This window comes from Actinomadura sp. NPDC048955, from assembly GCF_040649435.1.
GTDB lineage: Bacteria > Actinomycetota > Actinomycetes > Streptosporangiales > Streptosporangiaceae > Spirillospora > Spirillospora luteofluorescens.
This window is the reverse complement of the sequence record NZ_JBEZJI010000042.1, coordinates 41213-67177: the sequence shown is the minus strand read 5'-3', so window position 1 is coordinate 67177 and position 25965 is coordinate 41213. Positions and strand designations below refer to the sequence as shown.

Sequence of the window (25965 nt, the reverse complement as noted above, 5' to 3'; positions counted from 1 at the left end):
GGGGGGACAGCCCTACTTTTGATCTTGGGGTGTGCCTGATCGTGGGTGGTCAGGTGGCGGTTCTAGCGTTCGGTGATGACTTCGATTCTGGGTGGGCGCCTCGGTGTGGCGCTGGGTGTCGGCGTGTTGCTCATCGCGGGTGCGGCTCCGGCGGTGGCGCGTCCTGCTGGTTCTGTGGAGCGGTTGCGCCGTGACACCGAGGCGATTCACGCTCTGGGCGTGAGTGGTGTGCAGGCTCGGGTGGTCGGGGCTGACGGCCGGCAGTCGGTCGCCGTGAGCGGGACCGCTGAGCTGGCCACGGGGCGTCCGGTTCCTTCTGGCGGTTACTTCCGTATGGCGAGCACGTCCAAGACGCTGGTGGCGGTCGTGGTCCTGCAGTTGGAGGCCGAGGGCAGGGTCTCTCTGGACGACGGCGTCGAGCGCTGGCTGCCGGGGGTGGTGCGGGGGAACGGCAATGACGGCGGGCGGGTCACGATCCGCCAGTTGCTCCAGCACACCAGCGGTGTTCACGACGATCTGCCCGGGTACACGACGCCGGGGGAGTACTACCGGCAGCGCTACGACGTTCATGAGCCCGAGGAGCTGGTGGCTCGTGCGATGGCTCATGCGCCGGATTTCCCGCCGGGGGAGGGCTGGGGGTATTCCAACACCGGGTACGTGCTGCTCGACATGGTCATCGAGAAGGTGACCGGGCGGCGCGCCCACCGGGAGATCGGGGATCGTGTCCTGCGGCGGGCGGGGATGGAGGAGACCCGGTGGCTGGGGACGTCGCCGGCTGTGCCGCGGCCGCATGCCAGGGCGTACCAGCTCTTCGGTCCGGGTTCGCGGGTGGATGTCACTGATCAGGTCACGGTGGATTACGGGAACCTTTCGTGGGTGACGACCACGCGGGATGAGAACCGGTTGTTCCGTGCGTTGCTGGCGGGCCATTTGCTGCCGGGGCGGCAGTTGGCGGAGATGAAGCGGACCGTTCCGGTGAGCGCGGAGGTTGAGCGGCTGTGGCCGGGGGGCCGGTACGGGCTGGGGCTGGTCGAGCGTCCTTTGAGTTGCGGGGGGACGTACTGGAGCCATGAGGGCGGGGACGGCGGCTACATCACGCTGAACGGGGTCACCGGTGACGGGACGCGCAGTGCGGTGGTCTCGATGTCGGAGGCGCGTGGTGACGCGCTGGAGCACGTCGTGGAGCAGGAGGACGCGGCGAGTGCTCTGATCGACCACGCGTTGTGCGGTGGGGGAGCGGGTGCGGCGTGAGCGGGGCTGTGGCCGTGGGTGCTCGTCAGTCCTCGTCGGGGGTGTAGCGGGCGGCGAGGGTGCGGGCGGTGGCGGCGATCATGTCGCGGAGGTGCGGGGGGTCGATGACCTCGACGTCGGCGCCGAGTTTGAGGAATTCGACGTGGGCGTGGCGGACGGATTCGATGGGGAGGGTGGCGTGGACCCAGCCGTCGGGGCCGGGTGGGGTGGCGGTGTCGAGGGCGGCGCGGGCCATGGTGGGCGGGAGCAGGATCTGGGTGCGGGTGAGGCCGTCGGGGGAGAGTTTGACGGTGGCGTGTTCCCGGTAGGTGTCGGCTTCGAAGCGTTCGGCGTAGGTGGCCCAGAAGGCGGCGAGGTCGAAGCCGTGGGGGCGGTCGAAGTGGCCGGGGAGGGCGCGCAGTGTGAGGACGCGTGAGACGCGGTAGGTGCGGGGGTCGTGTGCGGTGTCGGCGGGTGTCTCGGCGGTGCCGGTGCGGGGCGGGTCGCTGGGTGCGGGGCGGGCGATGAGGTACCAGGTGCCGGCCTTGAGGACGACGCCGAGGGGTTCGAGGTGGCGGGTGACCTGCTGGGGGCGGCGCCAGCGGCGGTAGAGCACTTCGATGCGGTGCTGGTTCCAGACGGCGTCGGCGATGGCGTGCAGGTGGGGGACGTCGTCGGGGGTGCGGAACCATCCGGGGGCGTCGAGGTGGAAGCGTTCGCGGATGCGGGAGGCGCGGGTGCGCAGGTCGGGTGGGAGGGCGGCCATGAGTTTGAGTTCGGCGGCGAGGACGTCGCCGAGGCCGAGTTGGGAGGCGGGGCCGGGCAGGGCGGACAGGGTGAGGGATTCGGCTTCGGCGGCGGTGAGGCCGGTGAGGCGGGTGCGGTAGCCGCCGAGGAGGCGGTAGCCGCCGTCGGGGCCGCGGTCGGCGTAGACGGGGACGCCGGCGGCGCTGAGGGAGTCGACGTCGCGGTAGACGGTGCGGACGGAGACTTCGAGTTCGGCGGCCAGTTCCCGGGCGGTCATGCGTTCCCTGGTCTGCAGGAGCAGGAGGAGGGACAGCAGCCGGCTCGCGCGCATGGGTCCAGTGTGCCGGTAGGTGGTGTGGGGGTGGTGCGGGGGTCAGCCGTGCAGGGCGTACTGCATGGGGCGGAACTTGGTGCGGGCTTCGGCGAGTTCGGCGTCGGGGTCGGAGTCGGCGACGATGCCGCAGCCGGCGAACAGGCGGGCGCGGGTGCCGTCGATCTCGGCGCAGCGCAGGGCGATGCCCCATTCGCCGTCGCCGCGGGCGTCGACCCAGCCGACGGGGCCGGCGTAGCGGCCGCGGTCCATGCCCTCGAGTTCGCGGATGAGGTCCATGGCGGTGTCGGTGGGGGTGCCGCAGACGGCGGGGGTGGGGTGCAGGGCGGCGACGACGTCGAGGACGGAGCGGTCGGCGGCGAGGCGTCCGCGCAGGGGGGAGGCGAGGTGCAGGACGTTGGGGAGGGTGAGCAGTTCGGGTTCGTCGGGGACGGTGAGGTGGGCGCAGAGGGGGGTGAGGGCGTCGCGGACCATTTCGGCGGCGTAGCGGTGTTCTTCGCGGTCCTTGGCGGAGGTGAAGAGGCGTGCGGCGCGGGCCTGGTCGTCGGCGGGGGTGTCGCCGCGGGCGGTGGTGCCGGCGAGGACGAGGGATTCGATGTCGCCGCCGGTGCGGCGGATGAGGAGTTCGGGGGTGGCGCCGACCATGCCGGCGCAGGAGAAGGTGTAGCAGCCGGGGTAGCGGGTGGCGAGGCGCTGGAGGAGGACGCGGGCGTCGATGGGGGTGTCGGCGCGGACGGTGAGGTCGCGGGCGAGGACGACTTTGCCGAGGTGGCCGGTGTTGTCGGCGGGGCGGGGTGGTGGGGTGGTGGTGCCGGGGGGTGGTGCGGGGTCGGTGCCGGGGGCGAGGTGGCCGCGGCGGATGCGGTCGACGGCGGTGGCGACGGCGTGCTTCCAGGCGTGTTCGGGGAGGGCGCCGTCGCTCCAGCGCAGGCCGGTGGGGGGTTGGGGCGGGTTGGCGAGGGTGAGGGGGTCGGTGTCGTCGCCGATGGTGGTGAGCCAGGCGCGGCCGTCGCGGCGGCCGAGGATGCGGCGGGGGACGATGAGGGTGGAGTCGGGGGATTTGGGGTCGAAGCCGAAGGTGCCGAAGGCGACGGGTCCGGAGCCGGGGACGTTGACGGTGTCGTCGACGGCGGCGGCGCCGAACAGGTCGTGGAGCATGCGGGCGGCGGCGTCGAAGCGGTCGTGGCCGCCGGGGAGGGTGAGGCGGGCGGCTTCGCCCCAGCCGACGATTCCTTCGCCGTGGCGGATCCAGGCCAGGGCGGAGGGGTGTGGAAGCCGTGCGATGAGGTCGCCCGGGTCGGGGATCGGGGCGGTGCGGACGGTGAGTCGGTCCGGTGCTGTCACGGCGAGCTTCACGTGAGCCACTGTACGCCAGATTTGAACCTGTTCAAACGGGCGGGGTGGCGGTGGGTGGTGAGGTGTGCGCCACACCGGTCCCGGCGGGCGGCCGCGGGGTCTGGTTGCGCGTATGCCCGTCGGTCCCGTCCCCATGCGCGGGGACGGGACGCGGTGGCGCGGGGGTCAGCGGCGGGCGGCGCCGGTGATCTTCCAGGCGGCGGGCAGCAGCCCGGCGGCCAGCAGGACCTTCAGGGCGTCGCCGGCCAGGAACGGTGTGACGCCGAGGTCGAGCGCCTTGGCGAGGTCGACGTGCAGGGCGGCCATCAGGTAGGGGACGCCGGCGGCGTACATGATGGCGGTTCCGGCGAGCATGGTGCCGACGGTGCGCAGCGGGGTGCGGTCGCCGCCGAGCTGGGCGAGGCGTCCGACGGCGGCGGCCGCGGCGACGAACCCGATGACGTAGCCGAGGGTGGGGAATCCGGCGCCGGAGGTGCCGTCGGTGAACCAGGGGACGCCGGCCATTCCGGCGAGCAGGTAGACCAGCATGCCCAGGCCGGCGCGGCCGAAGCCGAGGGCGGCGCCGGCGAGCAGGACCGCGAAGGTCTGCCCGGTGACCGGCACGGGGGTGCCGGGCAGCGGGACCGCGATCTGCGCGGCGATGCCGACGAAGGCGGCGGCGCCGATGACGAGCGCGGTGTCGCGGGCCAGCGAGCCGGGCAGCAGGTCGCCCAGGACGGCGGGACGCCGCCGGGTTGCGTGGGCAGTAGCCACAGATCCTCCCAAAACGGTTGTGTCAGGCCGAAACTTAGCGAACTGCCCTGGCGGGGGTGGACGGCGCGGCCTACAGAAACGGGTGCCCCGGGTTTGTCGCCGCCCGCACGGCGGCGCCGGCGCGCCTCAGCCGGCGGCGGCGCGCGGGTCGCGGGCGAGGTAGACCACGTCGGGTTCGCCGCGCGGCACCGGGACGGGCCGGACCCGCACGGAGCCGAACCGGTCCCGCAGCAGCGCCTCGAACGCCGGTGCGGCGCCCGCGCTCCACACCGCGAGCACGCCGCGCGCCGTCAGCAGCGCGGCGAGGGCGTCCAGGCCGGTGGCGGCGTACAGGCGGGCGTTGCCGGGGGTGACGGTCCAGTCGGGGCCGTTGTCGATGTCCAGGCACACCGCGTCGAAGCGGCCCGCGCCCGGGGCGGTGACGTAGTCGAGGAGGTCGGCGCGCTCGACGGTGACGCGGGGGTCCCGCAGGGCGTCCCGGGACCAGGGCCGCAGCGCGGTGGCGTGCCAGCCGATCACGGCGGGCTCGCGTTCGACGACGGTGACGTGCGCGACGTCGGCGCCGGTGAGGGCCTCGGCGAGGGAGAACCCGACGCCCAGGCCGCCGATGAGGACCCGCGCGGGTGCGCCGGGGCGGGCCGCGGCGGCGTCGAGGGCGGCGCGGACCAGCAGCCGCTCGGACTCGCCGTTGCGGGTGTCCATGAGGAACACGCCGTTGCTGATGATCTCGTAGTCGCCGTCCACGCGGCGCAGCACCAGCTCGCCGCCCAGGCCGGCGGCGCGCTCGACCACCGTCGCCGTGGCGTGTTCCCCGCGTGTGTCCGCAGCCGATCCCATGACCGCACCCTAGCCGCCGCGGGGCCCGGCCCGGGACGATCCCGGTGCGGGCCGGTGCGGGCCGGTGCGGGCCGGTGCGGGCCGGAGGCGTGCGGGGGCTGGGCGGGAAGGGCGGTGTCGGCTACGGTGCCGGGCATGCCCGAGATCGAACCGCCCGGCGGGCTGCTGCCGGGCCGCCGGATCCTGGTCGTCGGCGCGGGGACGCGCCCCAGCGACGATCCCGCCGCGCCGGTCGGCAACGGCCGCGCGATCGCGGTCGCCGCCGCGCGGGAGGGCGCGGCGGTCGCGTGCGCCGACGTCGACGAGCGCGCCGCCGGGCAGACCGCGGCGATGATCGAGGCGGAGGGCGGCCGGGCGTGCGTGGTGGCGGCGGACGTGACCGACCCGGCGGCCTGCGACCGGGTGGTGACCCGGGCGGTCGAGGGCCTCGGCGGGCTGGACGGGGTGGTGTTCAACGCCGGGATCGGCATCGGGTACGGGCTGGCGGGCACGGCGCTGGCCGACTGGGACCGCGTCCTGCACGTCAACCTGCGGGCGCCGTTCCTGGTCGGCAAGGCGGCGATGCCGGCGCTGGAGGCGGGCGGGGCGATGGTGTTCATCGGTTCGCTGGCCGGGACCAAGCCGGGCTCGCGGTCCCCGTCCTATGACGCCTCCAAGGCGGGGCTGACCGGGCTGGTGCGCCACATCGCCGCCGAGGGCGCGCCGCGCGGCGTGCGCGCCAACGTGGTGGCGCCCGGCCTGATCGATACCGTGATGGGGCGCGACGCCTCCTCCGGGAACGGCGACCGCGACCGGGTCGCGGGGCTGATCCCCATGCGGCGGCAGGGCACCGCGTGGGAGGTCGCGGCCGTCGCGGTGTTCCTGCTGTCGGATCGCGCGTCCTACGTCACCGGGCAGGTCCTGCACGTCGACGGCGGCCTGTCCACCCTGCGCTGACCCTGGGGGAGCGGCATGAACGACACCCGTCGCGGGGGCGGGTCCGAGGAGGCGGACGGGGTGGCGCTGCGCCCGGTCGCCGAGGACGACCTGCCGCTCATCGAGCGGCTGCGCACCGACCCGGAGCTGGCCGGGCCGTTCCTGTGGGAGGGTTTCACCGATCCACGCAGGTTCCGGCGCCGCTGGGAGTCCGACGGCATGCTCGGCGAGGAGACCGGGAACCTCGTCGTCGCCCGCGGCGCCGTGTTCTGCGGGATCGTGTCGTACCGGCGCGTGGCGACCACGGCGCGGGCGTGGTGCTGGAGCGTCGGCATCTCGCTGCTGCCCGAGGCGCGCGGCCGCGGCGCGGGAGCGCGGGCGCAGCGGCTGCTGGCCGAGTACCTGTTCGCGCACAGCCCCGCCCACCGGGTCCAGGCCGAGACCGAGACCGCCAACCTCGCCGAGCAGCGCGCCCTGGAGAAGGCGGGGTTCACCCGCGAGGGCGTCATGCGCGGCTGGAGCTTCCGCGACGGCCGGTACCGCGACGAGGTCCTGTACAGCATGCTGCGTTCGGACCTGCACCCGCCGGGGACGGCCCCCGGCTAGCGGGCGGGGGCGGCCTTCACGCGTCGTGGTGGCCGCGGAACGTCGCGCGGTAGGACGAGGGCGACACCCCGATCGCGGCGTGCAGGTGCCGGCGCAGCGACGCCGCGGTCCCGAACCCCGTCCGTTCGGCGACCCGGTCCACCGGCAGGTCGGTCTCCTCCAGCAGCCGCCGCGCGGCCTGCACCCGCTGCGCCGTCAGCCACACCTGCGGCGACACGCCCGTCTCCTGCCGGAACCGGCGCGTGAACGTCCGCACGCTCATCGACGCCCGCGCCGCGAGCCGCGCCAGCGTCACCGGCCGGTCCAGCCGCTCCAGCGCCCACGCCCGCGCCGCGCCCGTCGAGGAGGCCCGCGCGGACCCTTGCGCGGGCGGCACCGGCAGCGCCGTGAACTGTGCCTGCCCGCCCTCCCGGTGCGGCGGCACCACCGTGCGGCGCGCCACGTCGCCCGCCACCGCCGCGCCGTGGTCACGGCGGATCATGTGCAGGCACAGGTCGATGCCCGCCGCCTCGCCCGCCGAGGTCAGCACCGCGCCCTCGTCGACGAACAGCACCGCCGCGTCGACCCGCACCCCGGGGAACGTCTCGGCGAGCCGGCCGCACGACAGCCAGTGCGTCGTGGCCCGCCGCCCCTCCAGCAGCCCCGCCGCCGCCAGCACGAACGCGCCCGTGCACACCGACGCCACCCGCGCGCCCCGCGCCGCGGCCGCCGCCAGCGCGCCCGGCACCGGCCCCTGCCCGGGGCGGCTCTCGTCCAGCACGTGCGACGCCGGCACGACGATCGTGTCCGCCGCCTCCAGCGCCTCCAGCCCGTGGCGCACCGTCACCGCGAAATCGGCGTCCGCGCGCACCGCGCCGGGCCGCACGCCGCACGACACCACCTCGTACAGCGGCGCGCCTTCCGCCGACCGCGCCTGCCCGAACAGCTGGTGGACGATCCCGAGTTCCATCGGCAGCACGCCCTCGCGCACCAGCACCGCCACCCGGTGGATCCCGCCCGCCATGGCCCGATCCTTGCACACCATGGCCGACGGGCCACTCACCGCAGCGACCGCGCCACGGGCAGCATCGACGGCAGACCGACCGACACACCGGGAAAGGAAATCGTCGCCGTGAACGTCCTGTGGATCTTCGCCCACCCCGAGGGCCGCTCCCTCAACGGCGCGCTGCGCGACCACGGCGCCGCCACCCTGCGCCGCGGCGGCCACCGCGTCCGCCACTCCGACCTGTACGCGATGGGCTGGAATCCCGTGGTCGGCGCCGCCGACTTCGGCCACGACCCCGCCGACCGCCTCATCGTTGGCGCCGCGTCCGAACGCGCCCACGCCGCCGGCGTCCTGGCCCCCGACATCCGCGCCGAACACGACAAGATCGCCTGGGCGGACGCGCTGGTCGTGCAGTTCCCCCTGTGGTGGTACGGGATGCCCGCCATCCTGAAGGGCTGGTTCGACCGCGTGTTCGTCCAGGGCTTCGCGTTCGGCGTCACCGGTGGCGACGGCCGCACCCTGCGCTACGGCGACGGCGGCCTGGCCGGACGCCGCGCCCTGGTCGTCACCACCGCCGGTGCCCGCGCCTCCGGTCTGGGCCCCCGCGGCGTGCACGGCGACGCCGAGGACCTCCTGTTCCCCCTCCTGCACGGCACGCTGTTCTACACCGGCATGGACGTCCTGCCGCCTCTGGTCATCACCGGCGCGGACCGCGCCGGCCCCGCCGACCATGCCGCGGCCGCCGCCGCCCTGGACGCGCGCCTGCACGCCCTGCCCACCGCCGACCCCATCCCGTACCGCAGCGAGCACGGCGGCGACTACACCGGCGACCTCACCCTGCGTCCCGAACTGGCCGCCGGCCGCGTCGGCCTCGCCGTTCACCGCCGCCCCTGCCCGGCCCGCTAGGCGGTCGGAGGGGGCGGGCGGGCCGCGCGGGTGCCGGGTCCGCGACGCTGATATCAGGCGAAACGGGACGGTGAGGTATCACACGGGCGTCGGCGTTTCGTGCGTGGCATCCCGGCGCGTGCGTAACAATGGGCCGCTATGGCATGGCGATCCAGGACCCGGCAAGTGGCGGCGGCGTTGACGGCGGGAGCGTCGGCGGGCGCGCTCGCCGCCTGCGGCATCACCGCCTTCGGCGGCACGACCGGACGCGAGGACGGCCCCGCCCGCGACGGCGCCAGGGCCGAATGCCCGGGTGTCCCCGCCCCCGGCGGCGCCAAGGGGCGCCAGCTGCGCGGCATGTGGATCGCCAGCGTCGGCAACACCGACTGGCCCAAGGACCCCAAGGCCTCGCCCGCCGACCAGCGCGAGCAGTTCACCCGCCTCCTCGACACCGCCGCCGCGATGAACATGAACGCGGTGTTCGTCCAGATCCGCCCCAACTCCGACGCGTTCTACGACTCCCCGTACGAGCCGTGGTCGCAGTGGCTCACCGGCACCCCCGGCAAGAACCCCGGCTACGACGTCCTGGCGTTCATGCTCAAGGAGGCCCACGCCCGCAACCTGGAGTTCCATGCCTGGTTCAACCCCTACCGCGTGTCCCGCCACCACGACCTGAAGAAGCTGGCGCCCAAGAGCCCCGCCCGGCAGCACCCCGACTGGGTCCGCAAGTACGGCAAGGGCCTGTGGTACGACCCCGGCCTCCCGCAGGTCCGCGACCTGGCCACCAAGGCCGTCATGGACGTCGTCACCAAGTACGACATCGACGCCGTCCACTTCGACGACTACTTCTACCCCTACCCCGAGGACGGCGACTTCCCCGACGACGCCGCCTTCAAGGCCTACGGCAAGGGCATGAAACGCGCCGACTGGCGCCGCCGCAACGTCGACACCCTCGTGGAGTCGCTGTCGGGCCGCATCCACGCCGCCAAACCCTGGGTCCGGTTCGGCATCAGCCCCTTCGGCGTGTGGCGCAACAAGAGCAGCGACCCCGACGGGTCGCCCACCGCCGCCCTGCAGAGCTACGACGACATCTACGCCGACACCCGCAAATGGATCAGGCAGGGGTGGCTCGACTACGTCACCCCCCAGCTGTACTGGCCCATCGGCGACGCCCGCGCCGACTACGCCGAACTCGCCCCCTGGTGGGCCCGCCAGGTCAAGGGCACCGGCGTCCAGCTCACCATCGGGCAGGCCGCCTACCGCGTCGGCGAGGACGCCACCTGGCGCAAGCCCGCCGAACTGTCGCGCCACCTCACCCTGAACGCCAAGTACCCGCAGATCAGCGGCGACGTGTTCTTCAGCGCCTCCGACCTCGCCGCCAACCGCCGCGGCTTCGCCGCCCGCCTCCGCGACGACCACTACCCCCGCCCCGCCGTCCCGCCCGTCCCCGCCCGCCGCGGCGGGCAGGCGCCCCCGCCCGTCCAGGGCACCACCGCCGCCCCCGCCACCGGCAAGGACGCCAAGGGCGTGAAGGTCACCTGGCGCGCCTCGCAGGGCGCCACCTCCTACGCCGTCTACCGCGTCGAGGGCGCCAAGCCCGGCTGCGCGCCCGTCGACCCCCGCCACCTCATCGCCGACGTCCGCGGCGGCGGCATCATCGACCCCACCGCCAAGCCCGGCCGCTCCTACACCTACTCCGTCACCGCCCTGGACCGCCTCCACCACGAAAGCCGCCCCGGCCGCGGCGCAACGGCCACCGCCCCCGAGGGATAATGATCATGCTCCGTGGGGAGGAACCTGACACCTGACCACCCCCCGGAGGTATGAAGCATGGCGCTGTCGATGGAGGAGCAGCGGATCCTCAGCCAGATCGAGATCCGCCTGAGAGAGGACGACCCGCGGCTGGCCCAGCGCCTCGCCCGCCTCGGCACCCCCCGCGGCCGCCGCGCCCGTACGATCGTCCTCGCAGCCGCCGCCGTCATCATCGTCCTGGCCGCGATCGGCGCCGGAATCGCCGCCGCGATCCTCTAGACCCGGCCCGCCCGGCCCGGCTCCCGCCCGCTCCCACTCCCACCCCCCCGCTCGTGGCAGGTCCGGCGCCGCCCCACGCCCCGAGGCGACCGCGGAGGCGCACGCCGTCTCCGCGGTCACCGCGACCCCGTCCGGCCGGATCAGCGGACGCGGTCGTAGACCAGGGCCAGCTCGCCCAGCTCGCCGGTCTCCCGGCGGCTGAGCGACCACCGGGTGGACGGCAGGCCGTCCTGGAACAGCCGCCCCCCGCCCCCGGCGATCTCCGGCAGCACCATCAGGTACAGCCGGTCGACGAGGTCGGCGGCCAGCAGCGGCTTGATCACGCTGGCGCTGCTGTTGACCAGGATGTCGCCCCCGCCCTCGGCCCGCAGCTCTCCGACGACGTCCGCGGCGGGCGCGTTCACCACACGGGTCCGTTCCCACGGCGCCTCCGCCAGGGTGGTGGACAGCACCACCTTCTCGGTGCCGACCAGCCACTCGGCGTACCCGCGGTCACGCGGGTCGGCGCCGGCGTCCCCGGCGACCGCCGGCCAGAAGCCCATGAAGCCCTCGGCGTTGACCCTGCCCAGCAGCGCCGTCGTAGCGCCCTCGTAGATCCGGGTGAGATGATCGCGCGCCACCTCACTCGTCACATAAGGGACGAACATTCCGAAGTCGGCGGGGCCGCCGGGCCCGTGGTAGCGGCCGTCGAGAGTGAGGGCCAGGTTCGCGGTCACCTTGCGGCCGGTAGTGCCGGTCATTTCATGCTCCTTGCGTCGTCGTCGTTTCCAGTGCCGTGCTCATCCGCCGGCCCCGGATCCGCCGCGGCGAGGACCGCCGCGAGCTTGTCCAGGCTCTGCCCGAAGCCGATCTCGATGCCCGCGACGAAGTCCGCGGACCCGACCGTGCTGCCGGTGATCCGGACCCGGGCGTCCAGGCCGGTGCCGTCGCCCTCGGGACGCAGGCCGAGATCGACGTGGGCGGTGAAGGCCGCCTCCCCGTTCGGCAGCACCGGGGTGGAGCGGTAGCGCAGGCGCTCGCCCGGGCGCGCCTCCTCCACCACGCCCTCGGCGCGCCCGGCGACCGCGTCCACCCCGCCAGCGTCCTCGGCGTCGCGGTACTCCAGCAGCACCCTTCCGCCCGGGCGCGCCTCGAAGACGAGGGCCGACACCCGCAGGTCGTCCGGCGCCCACCAGTCCGCCAGCAGCGACGGCTCGGTGAGATGGCGCCAGACCAGCCCGGGACGCCGCGGCAGCGACCGTGCGAAGGCGAACGCGCGGCCGTCGGCCCACCCCGCCTCCCGCGCGGCGAGCCGCTCCGCGCCGAGGGCGGCCCCGTAGCGGGCGAAGGTCTCGCCCGCGCCGCCGGGCCGGCCGGCGTCGTCGGCGAGGCGGCCGAGCGCCGCCGCCAGGTCGCGCAGCGGACCGGGCCGCAGCGCGTAGACGCGCCGCTGCCCGGCGCGCTGCGAGGTGACGACGCCGGCGCGCTCCAGCGTCTGCAGGTGCTTGGTCGTCTGCGGCTGCCGCGCGCCGGCGAGCTGCGCCAGGACGCCCACCGGCCGCGGCCGCTCGGCCAGCAGGTTCACGAGCCGCCACCGGACCGGATCGGCCAGCGCGCTGAGGATCTCCTCCATGCCCCGAAGCATTCTCCATGACGAATATTCTTGTCAAGGAATACTTGGTGCGAGGTGACGCCGAGGACGGACGAGGAGGCAAGGGGTGCGCTCAAGGAGGCACGGGGCCAAAAGGGGCGAGGCGAAGGGGAGGGCGGGCGTGCCAGGACGGCCTGCCGGGGGCGTGAACGCCAAAGGCCCCGGCGGGATCAACCCGCCGGGGCCTCGGCGTCAAGCCGGTGTGGTGGTCGCCTCACGGCGAAAGGCACAACGAAGCTCCAGCCCGGACCGCATGGGACCGGCGGTATTCCCCGAAGGCATCAGGTAGAGCCCGGGGGACACATGCCACACCGACGCACCCACTCTAGCGGCTCCGCGCCAGTGCCTCCTCCACCGCCACCCCGCACGTGAAGTTCACCTCACCCCGCGGTGAGGGTTGCCTGCGCCCGTGCACCACCCCGCCGGAAGAAGCGTCCACGCATATGAGTCGATGCGGGGAATACGGGGAGACCGGCCGGTCACCCCGCGGGGCCCGCACCCGACCGCACACCGATCGGCGGCCAGACCCGGCACGGACGACCGGCACAGACGAGGAGACGGGTAGTGCGAACCACGGGGACGGGGACCACCAGGCCTGCGGGCGGCGGAACCGGAGAAGACGACGGCGGCGGCGACGGGGGCGGCGCCACGGCGGTCTGGGACCTGGCCGCCGACACCCGCGCCGCGGCACGGGCCCGCGCGCTCACCCGCCGGTCGCTGCGCCGGTGGCGCGTCACCGGCACCGCCGACATCGACGACATCGTCCTCATCGTGGACGAACTGGTCACCAACGCCGTCGTGCACGGCACCGGGCCCGTCCACCTGGCCCTGCGCCTGGAGGCCACCCGGGCCGGAGTGCGCCTCACCGGCGAGATCGGCGACGCCGACCCCCGCGCACCCGGCGTCCCCGCCGGGCCGCCCCCCGTCCTGGACTGGTCCGAGGACGGTCGCGGCCTGCTCCTGGTCGCCTCCCTGGCCACCGAGTTCGGCGCCCGGCCCGCGCCGCCCGGCAAGACCATCTGGTTCACCCGCGACCTCGACCCTCTCGACACCCCCGCCCTCACCGCCGACACGCCCGCCAACTGACCCGACCGGCCGCGGTCAGACCTGCAGGGGGCAGCGGTCCACCACCCACACCTCCTCCTCCCCGGCGCCGGGCGGCAGCGGCGGCTCATCGGTGAGCCGGTCCAGATGCCACTCGATGTGGGCCAGCGGCCCCCGCCAGCCCGCCAGCAGATCGGCCAGCGGACGCGGCGGCCCCGGCGGCCCGTAGGGGCGCGGATCGGGCAGCTCGGCCTCCCACAGCGCGTCGTCGCAGCCGGCCGCCCAGTGCGCCACCGCCTCCAGCACCTGCTGCAGGTCGCGCGCCAGATCGCCCAGCGACCGCAGCGCCATCGCGTCCTGGATCATCCGCTCCCGCGCGTCGTAGGGCAGCTCCCGCCCGAACGCCGGCGGGAACGGCGGAGGGCGGCCCTCCAGCACCGGCTCCTCGCCCGTCGCCGCCGACCGGATCGCGGCCGCCTGCCACCGCGTCCACTCCGCCAGATGCCCCAGCACCCCCCGCAGCGCCGCCGCGCCCGACCCGCCGCCCCGGACCTCCGCGGCCGCCTCCCGCAGCCGCGACCGCACGAACTCCAGCCGGTCCAGCGTCCACGCCCGCGCCCGCGCCGCGGCCGCCGGGGCCCGCGGACCCGCCTCGGCCGCCGGGCGCGGCACCGGCACCCGCAGCGCCGCCAGCAGGTCGTCCAGATCCCGCACCTCCGCGCCCCGCCCCGACAGCACCGCCGCCCCGATCCGGTCCAGCCGGAACATCCGCGGCCCGTCGCGCATGCGGCACCACCCCACCAGGTACTCCCCGTAGGGGGCCACGACCAGGCCGTGCGCCTCCACGTCGCGGAAGCTGCGCGCCCCCGCCTGGTCGGTGTAGGCCAGCCGCACGACCCGGCGGGCGCGGACCGCCTCCACGAGCGTGTCGTGCACCGGACCCAGCAGCGACCCCACCTCGCCCAGCGGCTCGCGCGCGGCGGGCTCCGGCAGCGCGTAGCCGCGGCCCTTGCGGGCCCGCACCGGCAGCCCGCCGTGCGTCAGCAGCTCCAGGTCGCGGCGCACGGTCCGCCCGCTGACCCCCAGCCGCGCCGCCAGCACCGCCGCGTCCAGCGGCTCGGGCGAGGCCGCCCGCAGCTCCGCGACGAGCGCCAGCAGCCGATCCACGCGGTCCACGCACCCATCGTGACCCCGCCCGCGAGCGATTCACCCACCCGCAGGGGCTTAAAACCCTTACCGGCGCGGGGTTTCGGGCCCGCGCCGGGCGCGGGCCCGGGGGTCAGCGGCCCGACAGCTCCGCCGCCAGGCCCTGGAAGTCGGCCGCCGTCAGCGACAGCGCGCTGCCGATCGCCTGCGTGGCCTCCGCGCTGCCCAGATGCCGCGTCGCGGCCCGGTCCAGGTAGGCCTCCACGAGCCGCGCCCCGGCGAGCCGGCCCCGCGGGCGCAGCGAACCCACCTCGCGGTTCACCACCTCCCACGCGTCCGAACCCAGCCGCAGGCTGCGCTCCTCGGCCAGCAGCCGCACCAGCGCCGCGCGCGCCGGCGTCTCCGACAGGTCCGGCAGCCGCACCGCCCGCAGGTCCGTCACGAGTTCCGGCGAGGCCGCCGACAGCTCCCCGACGCGGTCCGGCTCGCACGTGCCCAGCAGCGCCGTGTCGTTCACGCCCTCCAGCCGCGTCCGGTACAGCACCGACGCGTAGGCCGGGCCCTGCGACTCGTCCAGGATCAGCCCGTCCAGGCCGTCCAGCAGCAGGACGTGGCCCGCGTGCTCCTCCAGCGCCGCGCGCAGCCCGTCGGGCCCGTGCTCGCGCAGGTCCTCGGCGTGGACGGCGTGGACCTCGCCACTGGAGGCCTCCACCTCCGCCAGCGCCCGCGCCACCATCCGCGCCAGCCGCCGCTGCCCGCTGGAGGGCGCGCCGATCAGCAGCAGCGCCGGCGCCGACGCGCTCGACACCTCCTGCCCGCGCAGCCGCCGCGCCCACTTGCCGCGCCGCCGCACCTCGGTGACGACGCGCTCGATGTCGTCGGCGCCGCACAGGAACCGGACCCCGTAGGCCTCGGCGACCTGCGGGGCCTGCTCGGCCACGGGCGCGGGCGGCAGCGGGGGCGGCGGCTCGGGCACCGGCGCCGGGGGCGGCGGCAGATCCGCGTGCGGCGCGGGCGCCGGGACGGGGGAGGGCCGTGCGGGGGCCGGCGGCGCGCCGGATCCGGGCCACGCCGGGCCCGGGTCGAGCTGGGTGCGGAACGCGTCGGTGTCCAGCTGCGTCTGGTGCGGCTCCGACGGCCACACCGGCTCGGGGACCGGCTCGCTCACCGGCGGCCGCTCGGGGGCCCGGTCCTGCGCCGGGGCGGGCGGCTCGGGCGCCGGGGGAGGCGGGATCCGCGGCGGCGGCACGTCCGACCCGAACGGGTCCGGCGACGAAGCGGGCGGCGGCAGGGCGAGCGGCGGGGCGGCGGGCTCGTGGCGGTGCTGGTCGGTGCGGTGCTGCTCGCCGTGGGGCTGGTCGGGCGGGCCCTGCTCGTGGCGGGAGTCCCGCTCCGCCTGCGACCCCGGCGGGGGCGGCGGCGTGTACCGGAAGGGCGGTTCCAGCGAGGCCGGGGCGGGCGGTTCGGGCGCGGCGGGCGGGGGCACCGGCGGGGCGGCCGGGGGAGGGGCGGGCGCCACCGCCGGCGGCGGGCCCGGGGCCTCCTGCGCCGGCTCGGGCACCGGCGCGACCGGCTGGTCGGCGCCGGTGGCGGCGCGCTCGGCGGCCATGTGGGCGCGGGCGGCCTTGATGATGTCCCACGCCGACAGCTCGTCGGTGGAGGGCGGGGTGTGCATCGCCGGGGACGTCAGCTCCGCCGCGACCGCCTGCGGGACGGCGAACCCCGTCGCCGGAGGCGGCACCTGCGCCAGCCGGCACCACGTCAGCCCGAGGGTGTAGCTGGTGGCCAGCAGCGCGGCGAGGGCGTCGGAGTCGTCGCTGCGGAGCGCGTCGGGAAGGCGCCCGTCGCGCGGCCACAGCGACCGCAGCGGGTTGGCCGGATCGGTCAGGACCGCCTGCAGCGTGCGGGCGCTGTCGGCGTCCAGCCAGTGCTGCAGCGCCTGCAGCGCGCCCGGCGCGGCCTGCAGGTCGGCGGCCAGCACCGCGATCCCGGCGCGGCGGACCTCGTCGTGGCTGCGTCCCGCCGCGGCCGGGCGCGGCCCGGTCAGCCCCGCGACGATCTCCTGCAGGTCGTACAGGGCCAGGCGCAGGTACTCCCCGGGCGCGGTGTCACGGACCATCGGGGTGGCGAACTCGGCGGGGCAGCGGCGCCGCCACTCCTGCAGGATCGCCTCGGGCCCGTACCGGACGGTGGCCATGTCCTGGTTGACCATCCGCAGCGACGCCGCCGTCACCGCGGCCAGCGCGTCGGCGCCGGGGCGGAACCGCGGGTCGGCCTGGAGCCCGGCGGCGACCTCGTACATGACACGGGCGATGTGCGCGGCGCCGCCGCCGTCGCCCGCGCCGAGCCGGTGGACGTAGTAGCCGGCCAGGGTGGCGAAGTCCGGCGGCATCATCCAGTGCAGGTGCTCGGCCGAGGTGGTCAGGAACGGGATGAACGACTCGATCAGGGGGTGCTCGGTCAGCACCACCGGGGACCCCGCGCACCACAGCAGTGCGCCCCACGCGGCGGCGACGGTGCTGGGCGTGCCGGGCTGGAACATCGGGTCGCGCTGGGTGAACTGCTGCGGGTTCACCGCCAGCGCGGTGGTCAGGGCCTGGGAGATGCGGGCGACGACGGCGGTGTCGGGGACGGGCCCGAGGAACCCCAGCGGCGCCACGCGCCCGGCCGACAGGTCCGGGCCGGTGGGGAACAGCTGCGGCGGGACGGGCGGCGTCCCGGCGCCCTGGGGCGCGGGGACGGCGACGCGGCGGTCCTCGAACTGCGCGGGGGGCGGGCAGGGGTGCCAGGTGCCGTCCAGGCCGCACCGGTACCAGCGTCCCCACGCGCCGTACAGCCACCACTCGCCGGCGCCCCACAGCATCCGCGCGGTGATCTGCGCCGCCCGGTCGGCCGGCTGGGCGCTCTGCCACCACGGTGAGGCCACCAGCTCGCGCACGTTGCCCTCGACCGAGGCGAACAGGTCGCCGCTCGGGCCCCCTCCGGTTCCGCCGGGCCCCGCCCCGGCCGACTGCCAGCTCATCCGGCGAATAGTAGTAGCAGCGGGCGTCACGTCCGGCATCGCCCGCATTACGGGCCGGTATCCCGCCGTCGACGTGTAAGGAGCGTTATGGCAGGATGCTCATTAGCCCGCCGGGGAGCGGGCTCGGCGGCACACCGCACGACCCGGGGGTGAGGATGGACGGCGCCGCACGTACCCGCGCCTGGGGCCTGGCCCTGGCGGTGCTGTCCTCGGTGTGCTTCGGCGCGTCCGGGCCGTTCGGCAAGGCCCTCATCGAGGCCGGTCTCAGCCCCCTGCAGGCGGTGTGGCTGCGCATCGCGGTCGCCGCGCTGGTCCTGGCGCCGCTGCCGTTCCTGCTGCGCGGGCGCGCCGCCGCCCGCGGCCTGCGCCCCCACCTGCCCGCCCTGGCCGTGTACGGCCTGACCGGCGTCGCCGGATGCCAGGCGTTCTACTTCGTGGCCGCCTCCCGCCTTCCGGTCGGGGTGGCGATCCTGCTGGAGTTCAGCGGCCCCGTCATCGTGCTGGCGTGGCTGCGGCTGGTGCGCCGCGCCCCCGTGCACCGCACCGCCGCCGCCGGCGTCGCGATCGCCATGGTCGGCCTCGCCCTGGTCGTGCAGGTGTGGACGGGCCTGTCGCTCGACCCGATCGGCCTGGCCGCCGGGCTCGGCGCCGCCGCCTGCCAGGCCAGCTACTTCCTCATCGTCGACCGGCTGGCCGGGAAGGTCGACCCCGTCGTCATCACCTCCGCCGGCGCCGTCGTCGCCGCGCTCGCCCTCACCACGCTGGCCGCGCCGTGGACGCTGCCCTGGCAGGTGCTGCCCGCCCCGGTGCCCGTCGCCGGGCACGCCGCGCCCGGCTGGGCGCTGGTCGCCTGGATCGGCCTGGTCAGCACCGTCCTGGCCTACCTCGCCGGCGTCGCCGGGCTGCAGCGCCTGTCGGCGCAGGTCGGCGGCGCCATCTGCTACACCGAGGCCGTCGCCGCCGCCCTCATCGCCTGGGCCGTCCTCGGGGAGCGCCTCACCGCCGCGCAGATGACCGGCGGCGCGATCGTGCTGGCCGGCGCCTACATCGCCCAGCGCGCCACCGTCGCCAACCCCGAGGTCCTCAACGCCGCCGCCGTCCCCGCGCACCGCCCGCCCGGCACCGCGCAGAGCGGCGGAAAGAGCGGTCGGACGGGCGGCGAGACGGGCCCGCAGGCCCGGCCCGCCGCCCTGCCCCGGTGACCGGGCCGGATCAGGCGTTCTCGCGGCGGAACCGCCGGGCGCCCAGCGCCACCGACGCCACCAGCAGCGCGACCGCCACCAGCGCCCCCTCCGCGACCGCCGCCGTCGCGTAGTCGCCCAGGAACGCCGCCCGCGCGGCGTCCACCATGTACCGGAACGGCGTGAACCGCGACACCACGTCCAGCCACCCCGGCGCCAGGCTCATCGGCAGCAGGATCCCCGACAGCAGCATCAGCGGAAGCGTCACCGACGACAGGATCGGAGCGAACGCGTCCTCGCTGCGCGTGCGCAGCGCCACCACGTAGGACAGGGACGCCACGCTCACCGCCAGCGCCACCACCAACGCCAGCCCGACGACGATCCCGCCCACCGGGGCCCGCAGCCCCAGCGCCAGCCCGACCGCCACGACCACCGCGCCCTGGAACGCGACCACGACGGTGTCGCGCAGCACCCGCCCCAGCAGCAGCGCGGTCCGGCTCGCCGGGGTGACCCGCAGCCGCTCCACCACCCCCGACCGCAGGTCCGCGATCAGCCCGAACCCCGCGAACCCCGCGCCGAACAGCGCCAGCTGGATCAGCACCCCGGGCACGAACACCTGCCAGGCGCTGCCCGCGCCGAACCCGCGCACGTCGACCAGGTCCGACAGCAGCGGCCCGAACAGCACCAGGTACAGCAGCGGCTGCACCGCGCCGAACACCACCGCGACCTTGCTGCGCAGCGTCTGCCGCATGGAGCGCAGGAAGATCAGGCGGGTGTCGGACGCGACCCGCCCGAGGGCGGCGACCCGTCCGGGCGCCGCGGCCCGCCCGAGGGACGCGGACTCTTCATAAGACATGGACTCTTCATAAGACATGGGGGGACTCCTCGGTTCAGGCCGCGTCGCGCAGCGAGCGGCCGGTGACGGTGAAGAACACGTCGTCCAGCGTGGGACGGGCCAGGTTCAGCGACGCCAGCTCCACCCCCGCGCCGTCCAGCGCGCGGATCAGGGACATCAGCGCCGTCTCGCCGTCCTCGACGGTCAGGCGCAGCGTCCCGCCGGACACCGCGGCCTCGCGGACGGCCGGATGCGCCGCCAGCGCCTTGCGGGCGCCCTCGACGCCGGCGGCCTCGGCCAGCTCCACCGTGACGACGTCCCCGGCGACGCGGCGCTTGAGCTCGGCGGGCGTGCCCTCGGCGACGATGCGGCCCCGGTCGATGATCAGCAGCCGGTCGCACAGCGCGTCGGCCTCGTCCAGGTAGTGCGTGGTGAGGAACACCGTCGCGCCGTCCCGGTCGCGCATGGCGCGGATGTGGTCCCACAGGTTGCCGCGGCTCTGCGGGTCCAGGCCCGTGGTCGGCTCGTCCAGGAACAGCAGCGGCGGGCGGTGCACCAGCCCGAGCGCGATGTCCAGGCGGCGGCGCTGCCCGCCCGACAGCGACCCCGCCGGGCGCGGCTCCAGGCCCTCCAGGTCCAGCCGCGCGCACAGCTCCGCGATCCGCGCGGACCGGTCGCGCACCCCGTACAGGCGGGCCTGCAGGTCCAGCTCCTCGGCGACCGGGACGCCCGGGTCGGCGCCGCCGCCCTGCGCGACGTAGCCGATCCGGCGCCGCACCGCCGCCGGGTCGGCGCGCAGGTCGTGGCCGGCGACGGTCGCGGTGCCCGCCGTCGGCGCCAGCAGCGTCGTCAGCATCCGCAGCGTCGTGGTCTTGCCGGCCCCGTTGGGGCCGAGGAACCCGACGATCTCGCCGGGCGCGACCGACAGGTCCACGCCGCGGACGGCCTCGACCGTCCCGTGCCCGCCGGTGAAGGTGCGGGCGAGCCCGCGAGCCTCGATCACGTTGACCTCCCTCAGAACGATGGCCGCTAGCGTAACCCCAAATTTGCAGTCACACCAAGTTTTCAGTCACACCAGTGAAGGTATATTCCTGTGCATGGCTGAGGACCACGTCCCCGACGCAGCGCCGGAACTCGGACTGCGGGAACGCAAGAAGCGCGAGACGCGGCGCCGCATCGCCGACATCGCCACCGGCCTGTTCATGACCCGCGGGTTCGACAACGTCACCATCGCCGACGTCGCCCGCACCGCCGACGTGTCGGTCAACACCGTCTTCAACTACTTCAGGACCAAGGAGGACCTGTTCTTCGACCGGCAGGACGAGATCATCGAGGCCGCCGGGCGGGACTTCCGCGACCGCCGCCCCGGCGAGGGCGCCGTGGCGCTGTTCCGCCGCCGCTTCTTCGAGGGCCTGGACGCCCGCGCCTTCCAGACCGCCTTCCACGAGGGCGCGGAGGTCTGGACCCGCACCGTCCGCGACAGCCCCGCCCTCATGGCCCGCCAGCGCGAGATCGGCCGCCAGGCCCAGGACCGCCTCGCCGACCTGCTCGCCGAGGCCACCGGCGCCGGCCCCGACGACATCGCCCCCCGCGCCGCCGCCGCCATGATCTTCGCCGTGCAGAACACGCTCGTCGAGCAGATCGCCGACCGCAAGACCGCGGGCGAGACCCTCCAGGAGATGGCCGAGGACGTCTACGCCGCCGCGGCCCGCGCCTTCGACCTGCTCGAACACGGCCTCGGCCACTACGCCGCCGCCCCCGCCGGCACCACGGCCGGCACCACGGCCGACACTCCGGACGACCCCCGGGCCGACCCCGCTGCGGGCACCGGCGTCGAAAGCCCGGCCGCCGGAAATTGAGTGTCGGCCCACCGCAGATCATTCCTAGACTTCATGGTTGCGGAGGCCAACAACCATGGACACCCCCACGCTCCTTGCCCACCTGCACCACCACGACACCGCCCTGAGCCTGCCCCGGGGCGCCTGCCTGCGCTGGGACGACGCGGACCTGCACCGCGCCGCGCACACCGGCGACCCCGAGGGCTACGCCCTGCTCGGGCTGGCACCCGGCGTGCGGCCCTGGCAGCGCGCCCGCGTGCTGCTGCAGATCCTGGCCGCCTCCCAGGCCGGCCTGGACGACCGCGCCCGCGCCGTGCAGGCCCGCGTCGCCCGCGTCCTGACCCTGGGCCTGCCGCCCGCCCACGTCATCACCGTCCTGCTCGCGCTGCGGCGGCTGCGCGCCAACCACAAGCACACCACCCGCACCGCGCTGCGGTTCGTCCTGGAGCACCCCGCCGCCGACGCGCTCATCGCCGCGCGCCGCCCCGCCCTGCGCGACTGCTTCGAGCACGCCCTCGGCGCCGCCACCGCCCGCGGCTGCGCCGGCCGCATCGCCGGCGGCGACACCGCCTCGGACTACCTCCAGCGGCGCCTGCTGCGCTTCCTCACCGACCCCGCCGCCGCGCCCGCCCGCGTCCAGGCCCTCTACGACGCCGGCAAGGCCGCGGCCGCCACGCCCGGCGGCGACCACGCCGCGGTGGGGGAGCCGGTGCTGCCCGTCGACCCCGCCCGCCAGCGGCCCGCCACCATCACCGCCACCAACCGCGGCGACATCGCCGCCACCCTCGTCCACCTCTACCGGGGCGGGCCGTCCGAAGACCTCTACGCCGCCCTCGGCCGCTACGTCGGCGCCGCCGCCGCGGCGTTCCCCCGCTTCACCGGCACCGTCGCGCTCGTCCTGGACGCCTCGGCGTCCATGCGCGGCTACGGCGACCGCGAATGGGCCGCGCTGTCCCAGGCCGCCGCGCTGCGCATGGTGCTGTCGCAGGTGTGCGCCCGGCTGGAGGTCATCGAGACCGGCGGCGACGAACGCGCCCCCCGCGGCGCCACCGACCTCGCCACCGGCGTCCTGGACGCCCTGGGCGCCGGCCCCGACCTGGTCGCCGTCGTCTCCGACGGCTACGAGAACGTCTTCCCCGGCGACCTGGCCAAGGTCGTGGCGAGCCTGCCCGACGCCGGCGTCACCACCCCCGTGGTGTTCTGCCACGCCCTGTTCACCGGCAGCGACGACCTGACGCTGCGGCGCCCCGCCCCGTCCCTGCCGCAGCGCGGCTTCTGGCACCAGGACGACTTCGCCGAACTGCTGCCCTGGATGTTCGGGCACTGCGAGGCCGGCGCGCCCTGGCTGCGCGCCGCCCTGCACGACCGCCTGGACGCCCTCGACCGGCAGGCCGACACCCTCACCGCCCGCATCGCCGCCTGAACCGCCCACCCGCGCCGCGCCGCCCACACGCGACCCGCAACGCCCGATGCACGCCCGCCGCACGCCGACACCGTCCCGAAGGGAGCACCGCATGACCCAGATGACGGCGCTCGACACCCTCGTCCCCGGCCCCCTCAGCCTCGCCGGGCACCGCCTGGGCACCCCCCAGCAGGCCGGCGCGCTCACCATGGTGCCCATCTCCGGGCCCGCCCACCGCGGCTACGTCCCGCCCCGCACCGGACTCAAACTGACCCGCGTCGCCGGCTACGGGCAGGTCGAACTGTCCAACCGCGCCGACTCCGGCGTCGCCATCGTCCCCCTGCACATCGGCTACATCCAGGACCGCGCCCAGAACCACGCCCTGTGCCGGTCGGCGTTCCTGGCCCCCGGGCAGACCGTGCGCTTCGACGACGCCTGCTGCGTCCAGCAGAGCCAGGGCGGCCTCCTCAGCGAGCGCGACCAGTGGTTCTTCGTCCTGCCGCTGGAACTGCGCGCCCGCGCCCTGGACCTGCGCGGCGTCGCCGGCTACAGCAAGCTGTGGGACGACATCGCCGCCCTCAACGCCCGCCACGGCCTGCCCCGCCGCGGCCACCTGGAGCAGATCCTGTCCCGCAAGCGGGCCGTGCTGACCCAGTTCCAGTCCCGGCTGGAACCGCAGCCCGCCCAGCTCGGCGCCCTGTTCTTCGTCTCCGGCCGCTTCGCCGGCCTGGAGATCGCCCCCGACCCCCGCTACTTCGCCGAGATGTGGACCGCGCTGGTCTGCTTCGCCTACGGCGTCGCCGCCTGGCACGCCGAACCCGCCCCGCCCGGCCCCGGCACCGCCCCCTACGACCTCGCCCCCCGCGACGGGACGTCCTACCAGGGGACGCCGTACCAGGCCGCCGGGCTCGCCGGGCTGCGCGCCGCCCTGGACCGCGACCGCTCCGTCCGCCTCACCGAGATCGGCGGCTGGCTCGCCGACGCCCCCACCGGCCCCGTCGAACTCCGCGAAGAGGAGCGCTACCTCGACGTGCGGCTGTCCACCGTCACCGCCCCCCACCTGGCCGGGCAGATCGTCACCGACGGCGACCGCACCGTCTACGCGTCCCTGTTCGCCCGCTGACCGCCCGCCCCCGGCGCCCCCGAGAAAAAAAGGGGTTGCCCCGGGGGCGCGGCGCCCGGTTGAATCAGAACCGCGGGAACTGTGCCGGGCACGTCAGGCCGAACCCCGATTCCAAATCCGGGAAACGCGCGATGCTCGAGACATCGTCAAAGCGATTGTGAACCTGACGAGGCGCCGGCCGCCTGTCCCGCCGTTCCGTCCAGGTAAGGCTCCAGAACCGACCTCACCTGCGGCGGCATCTCCTTCTTGGCCTTGGACTCCGGGTCGATGAACACGTGCCGCACCTCCCCGTCGGCGATCAGCCGTCCCTCCACCCGGAACACCGGACGCACGATCATGCTCGTCGTCCCCAGATGCGCCACCGGCATCGACACCTCCAGCAGATCGTCGAACCGCGCGCCCTCCCGGAACCGGATCCGCGCCTCGGCCACCACCAGGTCGTAGCCCTGCTCCACCATTCCCGCCCAGTCGCCGAACAGCGCCCGCCACATCTCCGTCAGCGCCACGTCGTAGAAGAACAGGTAATGGCCGTTGAACACCACCCCCTGCTGATCGCACTCGCTGTACCGGACCCGCAGCCCATGCGCGAAGATCTCACTCATACCCGGCATTGTGCACGTCGCCGGACGCGCCCGGGCCCCGCCGCCGCAGCACCAGCCACCGGCCGCCCAGCCCCACCGCGAACATCACCGCCCCCGCCAGCACCGACGTCCACGGCAACGCCGCCACCAGGACCACGCACCCGGCGGCGCCGAGCACGTTCAGCGCGCGCGGCCAGCGGCGGTCCCGCGCCGGCTGGGTGAACGCGCTCGCGTTGGCGACCGCGTAGTACACCAGGACGCCGAACGAGGAGAACCCGATCACCCCGCGCAGGTCCACCGCCGCCACCAGGCCGCACACCACGACCGCCACGGCGACCTCGGCGTGGTGCGGCACCCGGTACCGGGGATGCACGGCCGCCAGCCACCCCGGCAGGTCGCGGTGCCGCGCCATCGCCAGCGACGTGCGCCCGATCCCGGCGATCAGCGCCAGCAGCGCCCCCAGCGACGCCAGCGCGGCGCCCGCCCGCACCACCGGCGCCAGCGCCCCGGCCCCGGCCGCCTCGACCGCCGCCGCCAGCGGCGCCGCCGCGCCCGCCAGGACCCGCGGACCCGCCGCCAGCAGCGCCGCCGCCCCCACCACCAGGTACACCGCCACCGCGATGAACAGCGCCACCGGGATCGCCCGGGGGATCGTGCGCTCCGGGTCCCGCACCTCCTCGCCCATCGTCGCGATGCGGGCATAGCCGGCGAACGCGAAGAACAGCAGCCCCGCCGCCTGCAGCACGCCGTAGACGCCGCCCTCGCCCACCGCCGCCCACCCGCCCAGACGCGCCGCGCTCGCCTGCCCGCCCACCGCGATCCCCGGCACCACCACGGCCAGCGCCGACAGGCTGGCGACCACCAGCACCCGCGTGAGCAGCGCCGTCCTGGTCACGCCCCGGTAGTTCAGCGACGCCAGCGCCACCACGGCCGCCGCCGCCACCACGCGGCGGACCCACCCGGGACCCGGCACCGCATACGAGGCGAAGGTGAGCGCCATCGCCGCGCACGAGGCCGTCTTGCCCACCACGAACCCCCACCCCGCCGCGAACCCCCACCACGACCCCAGGCGCTCACGCCCGTACACGTAGGTGCCGCCGGACGTCGGATAAACCGCCGCCAGCTGCGCCGAGGCCGCCGCGTTGCAGTACGCGACCACCGCCGCGACCACCAGCCCCACCAGCAGACCCGTGCCCGCCACCCGCGCCGCGGGCCCGAACACCGCGAAAACGCCCACCCCGACCATCGACCCGAGCCCGATCAGCACCGCGTCCCCGGTGCCCAGCCGCCGCGCCAGCGCATCGCCACCACCGGACGCCTCGCCCGCGCCCTGCCCGTCTCCACCAGGCCCGTCCTCAGCAGGCCCGTCCTCAACAGGCCCGCCCGCACCGGACGCCGCCGTCTCGGGCCCGCTCCGGTTCCGGCGCCGGAACGCCATCGCCCACCCCCGCCTATTCCATCAAACTCATTTGATGTATCGTCCGGGC

Annotated in this window: 24 protein-coding genes; 11 read left to right on the top strand and 13 right to left on the bottom strand. The window is 75.6% G+C overall.

Features of this window, described 5'->3' with window-relative positions; genetic code table 11:
• Nucleotides 1-75: 75 nt before the first annotated feature.
• Complete coding sequence (locus AB0C84_RS31490; RefSeq protein WP_361073640.1) at nucleotides 76-1251, top strand: serine hydrolase domain-containing protein; 1176 nt, start codon at nucleotides 76-78, stop codon at nucleotides 1249-1251.
• 25 nt (nucleotides 1252-1276) lie between these two features.
• Here the strand turns inward: AB0C84_RS31490 and AB0C84_RS31485 are convergent, their stop codons facing one another.
• From AB0C84_RS31485 to AB0C84_RS31470, 4 genes are all read right to left on the bottom strand, one after another.
• Nucleotides 1277-2308, bottom strand: coding sequence for a WYL domain-containing protein (locus AB0C84_RS31485; protein ID WP_361073638.1), 1032 nt, complete (start codon nucleotides 2306-2308; stop codon nucleotides 1277-1279).
• A 42-nt stretch (nucleotides 2309-2350) separates the two neighbouring features.
• Nucleotides 2351-3664, bottom strand: a complete 1314-nt coding sequence (locus AB0C84_RS31480) for an isochorismate synthase (RefSeq protein WP_361073636.1) — start codon at nucleotides 3662-3664, stop codon at nucleotides 2351-2353.
• A gap of 165 nt (nucleotides 3665-3829) precedes the next feature.
• Nucleotides 3830-4417, bottom strand: a complete 588-nt coding sequence (locus AB0C84_RS31475; RefSeq protein WP_179848889.1) for a biotin transporter BioY — start codon at nucleotides 4415-4417, stop codon at nucleotides 3830-3832.
• A gap of 126 nt (nucleotides 4418-4543) precedes the next feature.
• Complete coding sequence (locus AB0C84_RS31470) at nucleotides 4544-5254, bottom strand: spermidine synthase (RefSeq protein WP_361073634.1); 711 nt, start codon at nucleotides 5252-5254, stop codon at nucleotides 4544-4546.
• 135 nt (nucleotides 5255-5389) lie between these two features.
• On the opposite strand from AB0C84_RS31470, the gene AB0C84_RS31465 reads away from it, so the two are divergent.
• Together AB0C84_RS31465 and AB0C84_RS31460 are read left to right on the top strand one after the other, a co-directional pair.
• Nucleotides 5390-6190, top strand: a complete 801-nt coding sequence (locus tag AB0C84_RS31465; protein ID WP_361073632.1) for an SDR family oxidoreductase — start codon at nucleotides 5390-5392, stop codon at nucleotides 6188-6190.
• Between the two features lie 15 nt (nucleotides 6191-6205).
• A complete protein-coding gene (locus AB0C84_RS31460; protein WP_179848892.1) occupies nucleotides 6206-6775 on the top strand; it encodes a GNAT family protein in 570 nt (189 codons plus the stop codon).
• Nucleotides 6776-6791: 16 nt separating this feature from the next.
• On the opposite strand, the gene AB0C84_RS31455 is transcribed toward AB0C84_RS31460, so the two are convergent.
• Entirely contained in the window at nucleotides 6792-7778 is a 987-nt protein-coding gene (locus AB0C84_RS31455) for a helix-turn-helix domain-containing protein (RefSeq protein ID WP_361073630.1), read from the bottom strand.
• A 108-nt stretch (nucleotides 7779-7886) separates the two neighbouring features.
• Between AB0C84_RS31455 and AB0C84_RS31450 the strand changes: the two genes are divergently transcribed.
• From AB0C84_RS31450 to AB0C84_RS31440, 3 genes are all read left to right on the top strand, one after another.
• Entirely contained in the window at nucleotides 7887-8666 is a 780-nt protein-coding gene (locus AB0C84_RS31450) for an NAD(P)H-dependent oxidoreductase (RefSeq protein ID WP_361073628.1), read from the top strand.
• Between the two features lie 165 nt (nucleotides 8667-8831).
• Nucleotides 8832-10418, top strand: a complete 1587-nt coding sequence (locus AB0C84_RS31445; RefSeq protein ID WP_361073626.1) for a family 10 glycosylhydrolase — start codon at nucleotides 8832-8834, stop codon at nucleotides 10416-10418.
• Between the two features lie 57 nt (nucleotides 10419-10475).
• The gene (locus AB0C84_RS31440; RefSeq protein WP_179848896.1) at nucleotides 10476-10676 is read left to right on the top strand and encodes a DUF3040 domain-containing protein; all 201 of its coding nucleotides are present in this window, start codon (nucleotides 10476-10478) and stop codon (nucleotides 10674-10676) included.
• Nucleotides 10677-10816: 140 nt separating this feature from the next.
• On the opposite strand, the gene AB0C84_RS31435 is transcribed toward AB0C84_RS31440, so the two are convergent.
• Both AB0C84_RS31435 and AB0C84_RS31430 read right to left on the bottom strand, forming a co-directional pair.
• Nucleotides 10817-11416, bottom strand: a complete 600-nt coding sequence (locus AB0C84_RS31435; protein WP_361073624.1) for a dihydrofolate reductase family protein — start codon at nucleotides 11414-11416, stop codon at nucleotides 10817-10819.
• Nucleotides 11413-12288: a metalloregulator ArsR/SmtB family transcription factor gene (locus AB0C84_RS31430; protein ID WP_361073622.1), complete on the bottom strand. Its 876-nt coding sequence runs from the start codon at nucleotides 12286-12288 to the stop codon at nucleotides 11413-11415. Before AB0C84_RS31430 ends, AB0C84_RS31435 begins: the two co-directional genes overlap by 4 nt.
• A 582-nt stretch (nucleotides 12289-12870) precedes the next feature.
• Between AB0C84_RS31430 and AB0C84_RS31425 the strand changes: the two genes are divergently transcribed.
• The gene (locus AB0C84_RS31425) at nucleotides 12871-13392 is read left to right on the top strand and encodes an ATP-binding protein (protein ID WP_361073620.1); all 522 of its coding nucleotides are present in this window, start codon (nucleotides 12871-12873) and stop codon (nucleotides 13390-13392) included.
• 15 nt (nucleotides 13393-13407) lie between these two features.
• Here the strand turns inward: AB0C84_RS31425 and AB0C84_RS31420 are convergent, their stop codons facing one another.
• Complete coding sequence (locus tag AB0C84_RS31420; RefSeq protein WP_361073618.1) at nucleotides 13408-14526, bottom strand: WYL domain-containing protein; 1119 nt, start codon at nucleotides 14524-14526, stop codon at nucleotides 13408-13410.
• 103 nt (nucleotides 14527-14629) lie between these two features.
• Nucleotides 14630-17518 carry a hypothetical protein gene (locus tag AB0C84_RS31415; RefSeq protein ID WP_361073616.1) on the bottom strand — a complete coding sequence of 963 codons (2889 nt, stop codon included), beginning with the start codon at nucleotides 17516-17518 and terminating at the stop codon, nucleotides 14630-14632.
• A 95-nt stretch (nucleotides 17519-17613) separates the two neighbouring features.
• Between AB0C84_RS31415 and AB0C84_RS31410 the strand changes: the two genes are divergently transcribed.
• Nucleotides 17614-18720 carry a DMT family transporter gene (locus AB0C84_RS31410; protein ID WP_361073614.1) on the top strand — a complete coding sequence of 369 codons (1107 nt, stop codon included), beginning with the start codon at nucleotides 17614-17616 and terminating at the stop codon, nucleotides 18718-18720.
• A 10-nt stretch (nucleotides 18721-18730) separates the two neighbouring features.
• Here the strand turns inward: AB0C84_RS31410 and AB0C84_RS31405 are convergent, their stop codons facing one another.
• Both AB0C84_RS31405 and AB0C84_RS31400 read right to left on the bottom strand, forming a co-directional pair.
• Nucleotides 18731-19573, bottom strand: a complete 843-nt coding sequence (locus AB0C84_RS31405; RefSeq protein WP_361073612.1) for an ABC transporter permease — start codon at nucleotides 19571-19573, stop codon at nucleotides 18731-18733.
• Between the two features lie 16 nt (nucleotides 19574-19589).
• Nucleotides 19590-20537, bottom strand: a complete 948-nt coding sequence (locus AB0C84_RS31400) for an ATP-binding cassette domain-containing protein (protein ID WP_361073610.1) — start codon at nucleotides 20535-20537, stop codon at nucleotides 19590-19592.
• A gap of 94 nt (nucleotides 20538-20631) precedes the next feature.
• On the opposite strand from AB0C84_RS31400, the gene AB0C84_RS31395 reads away from it, so the two are divergent.
• The 3 genes from AB0C84_RS31395 (at nucleotide 20632) to AB0C84_RS31385 (ending at nucleotide 23897) form a co-directional block, all read left to right on the top strand.
• Nucleotides 20632-21393: a TetR/AcrR family transcriptional regulator gene (locus AB0C84_RS31395; RefSeq protein ID WP_361073608.1), complete on the top strand. Its 762-nt coding sequence runs from the start codon at nucleotides 20632-20634 to the stop codon at nucleotides 21391-21393.
• 55 nt (nucleotides 21394-21448) lie between these two features.
• Nucleotides 21449-22795, top strand: coding sequence for a hypothetical protein (locus AB0C84_RS31390; protein ID WP_361073606.1), 1347 nt, complete (start codon nucleotides 21449-21451; stop codon nucleotides 22793-22795).
• A 91-nt stretch (nucleotides 22796-22886) separates the two neighbouring features.
• A complete protein-coding gene (locus AB0C84_RS31385; RefSeq protein ID WP_361073604.1) occupies nucleotides 22887-23897 on the top strand; it encodes a DUF6569 family protein in 1011 nt (336 codons plus the stop codon).
• 146 nt (nucleotides 23898-24043) lie between these two features.
• Here the strand turns inward: AB0C84_RS31385 and AB0C84_RS31380 are convergent, their stop codons facing one another.
• Both AB0C84_RS31380 and AB0C84_RS31375 read right to left on the bottom strand, forming a co-directional pair.
• Complete coding sequence (locus tag AB0C84_RS31380) at nucleotides 24044-24499, bottom strand: thioesterase family protein (RefSeq protein ID WP_361073602.1); 456 nt, start codon at nucleotides 24497-24499, stop codon at nucleotides 24044-24046.
• Complete coding sequence (locus tag AB0C84_RS31375; RefSeq protein ID WP_361073600.1) at nucleotides 24492-25916, bottom strand: APC family permease; 1425 nt, start codon at nucleotides 25914-25916, stop codon at nucleotides 24492-24494. The genes AB0C84_RS31380 and AB0C84_RS31375 overlap by 8 nt, the downstream gene beginning before the upstream one ends.
• Between the last annotated feature and the right edge of the window lie 49 nt (nucleotides 25917-25965).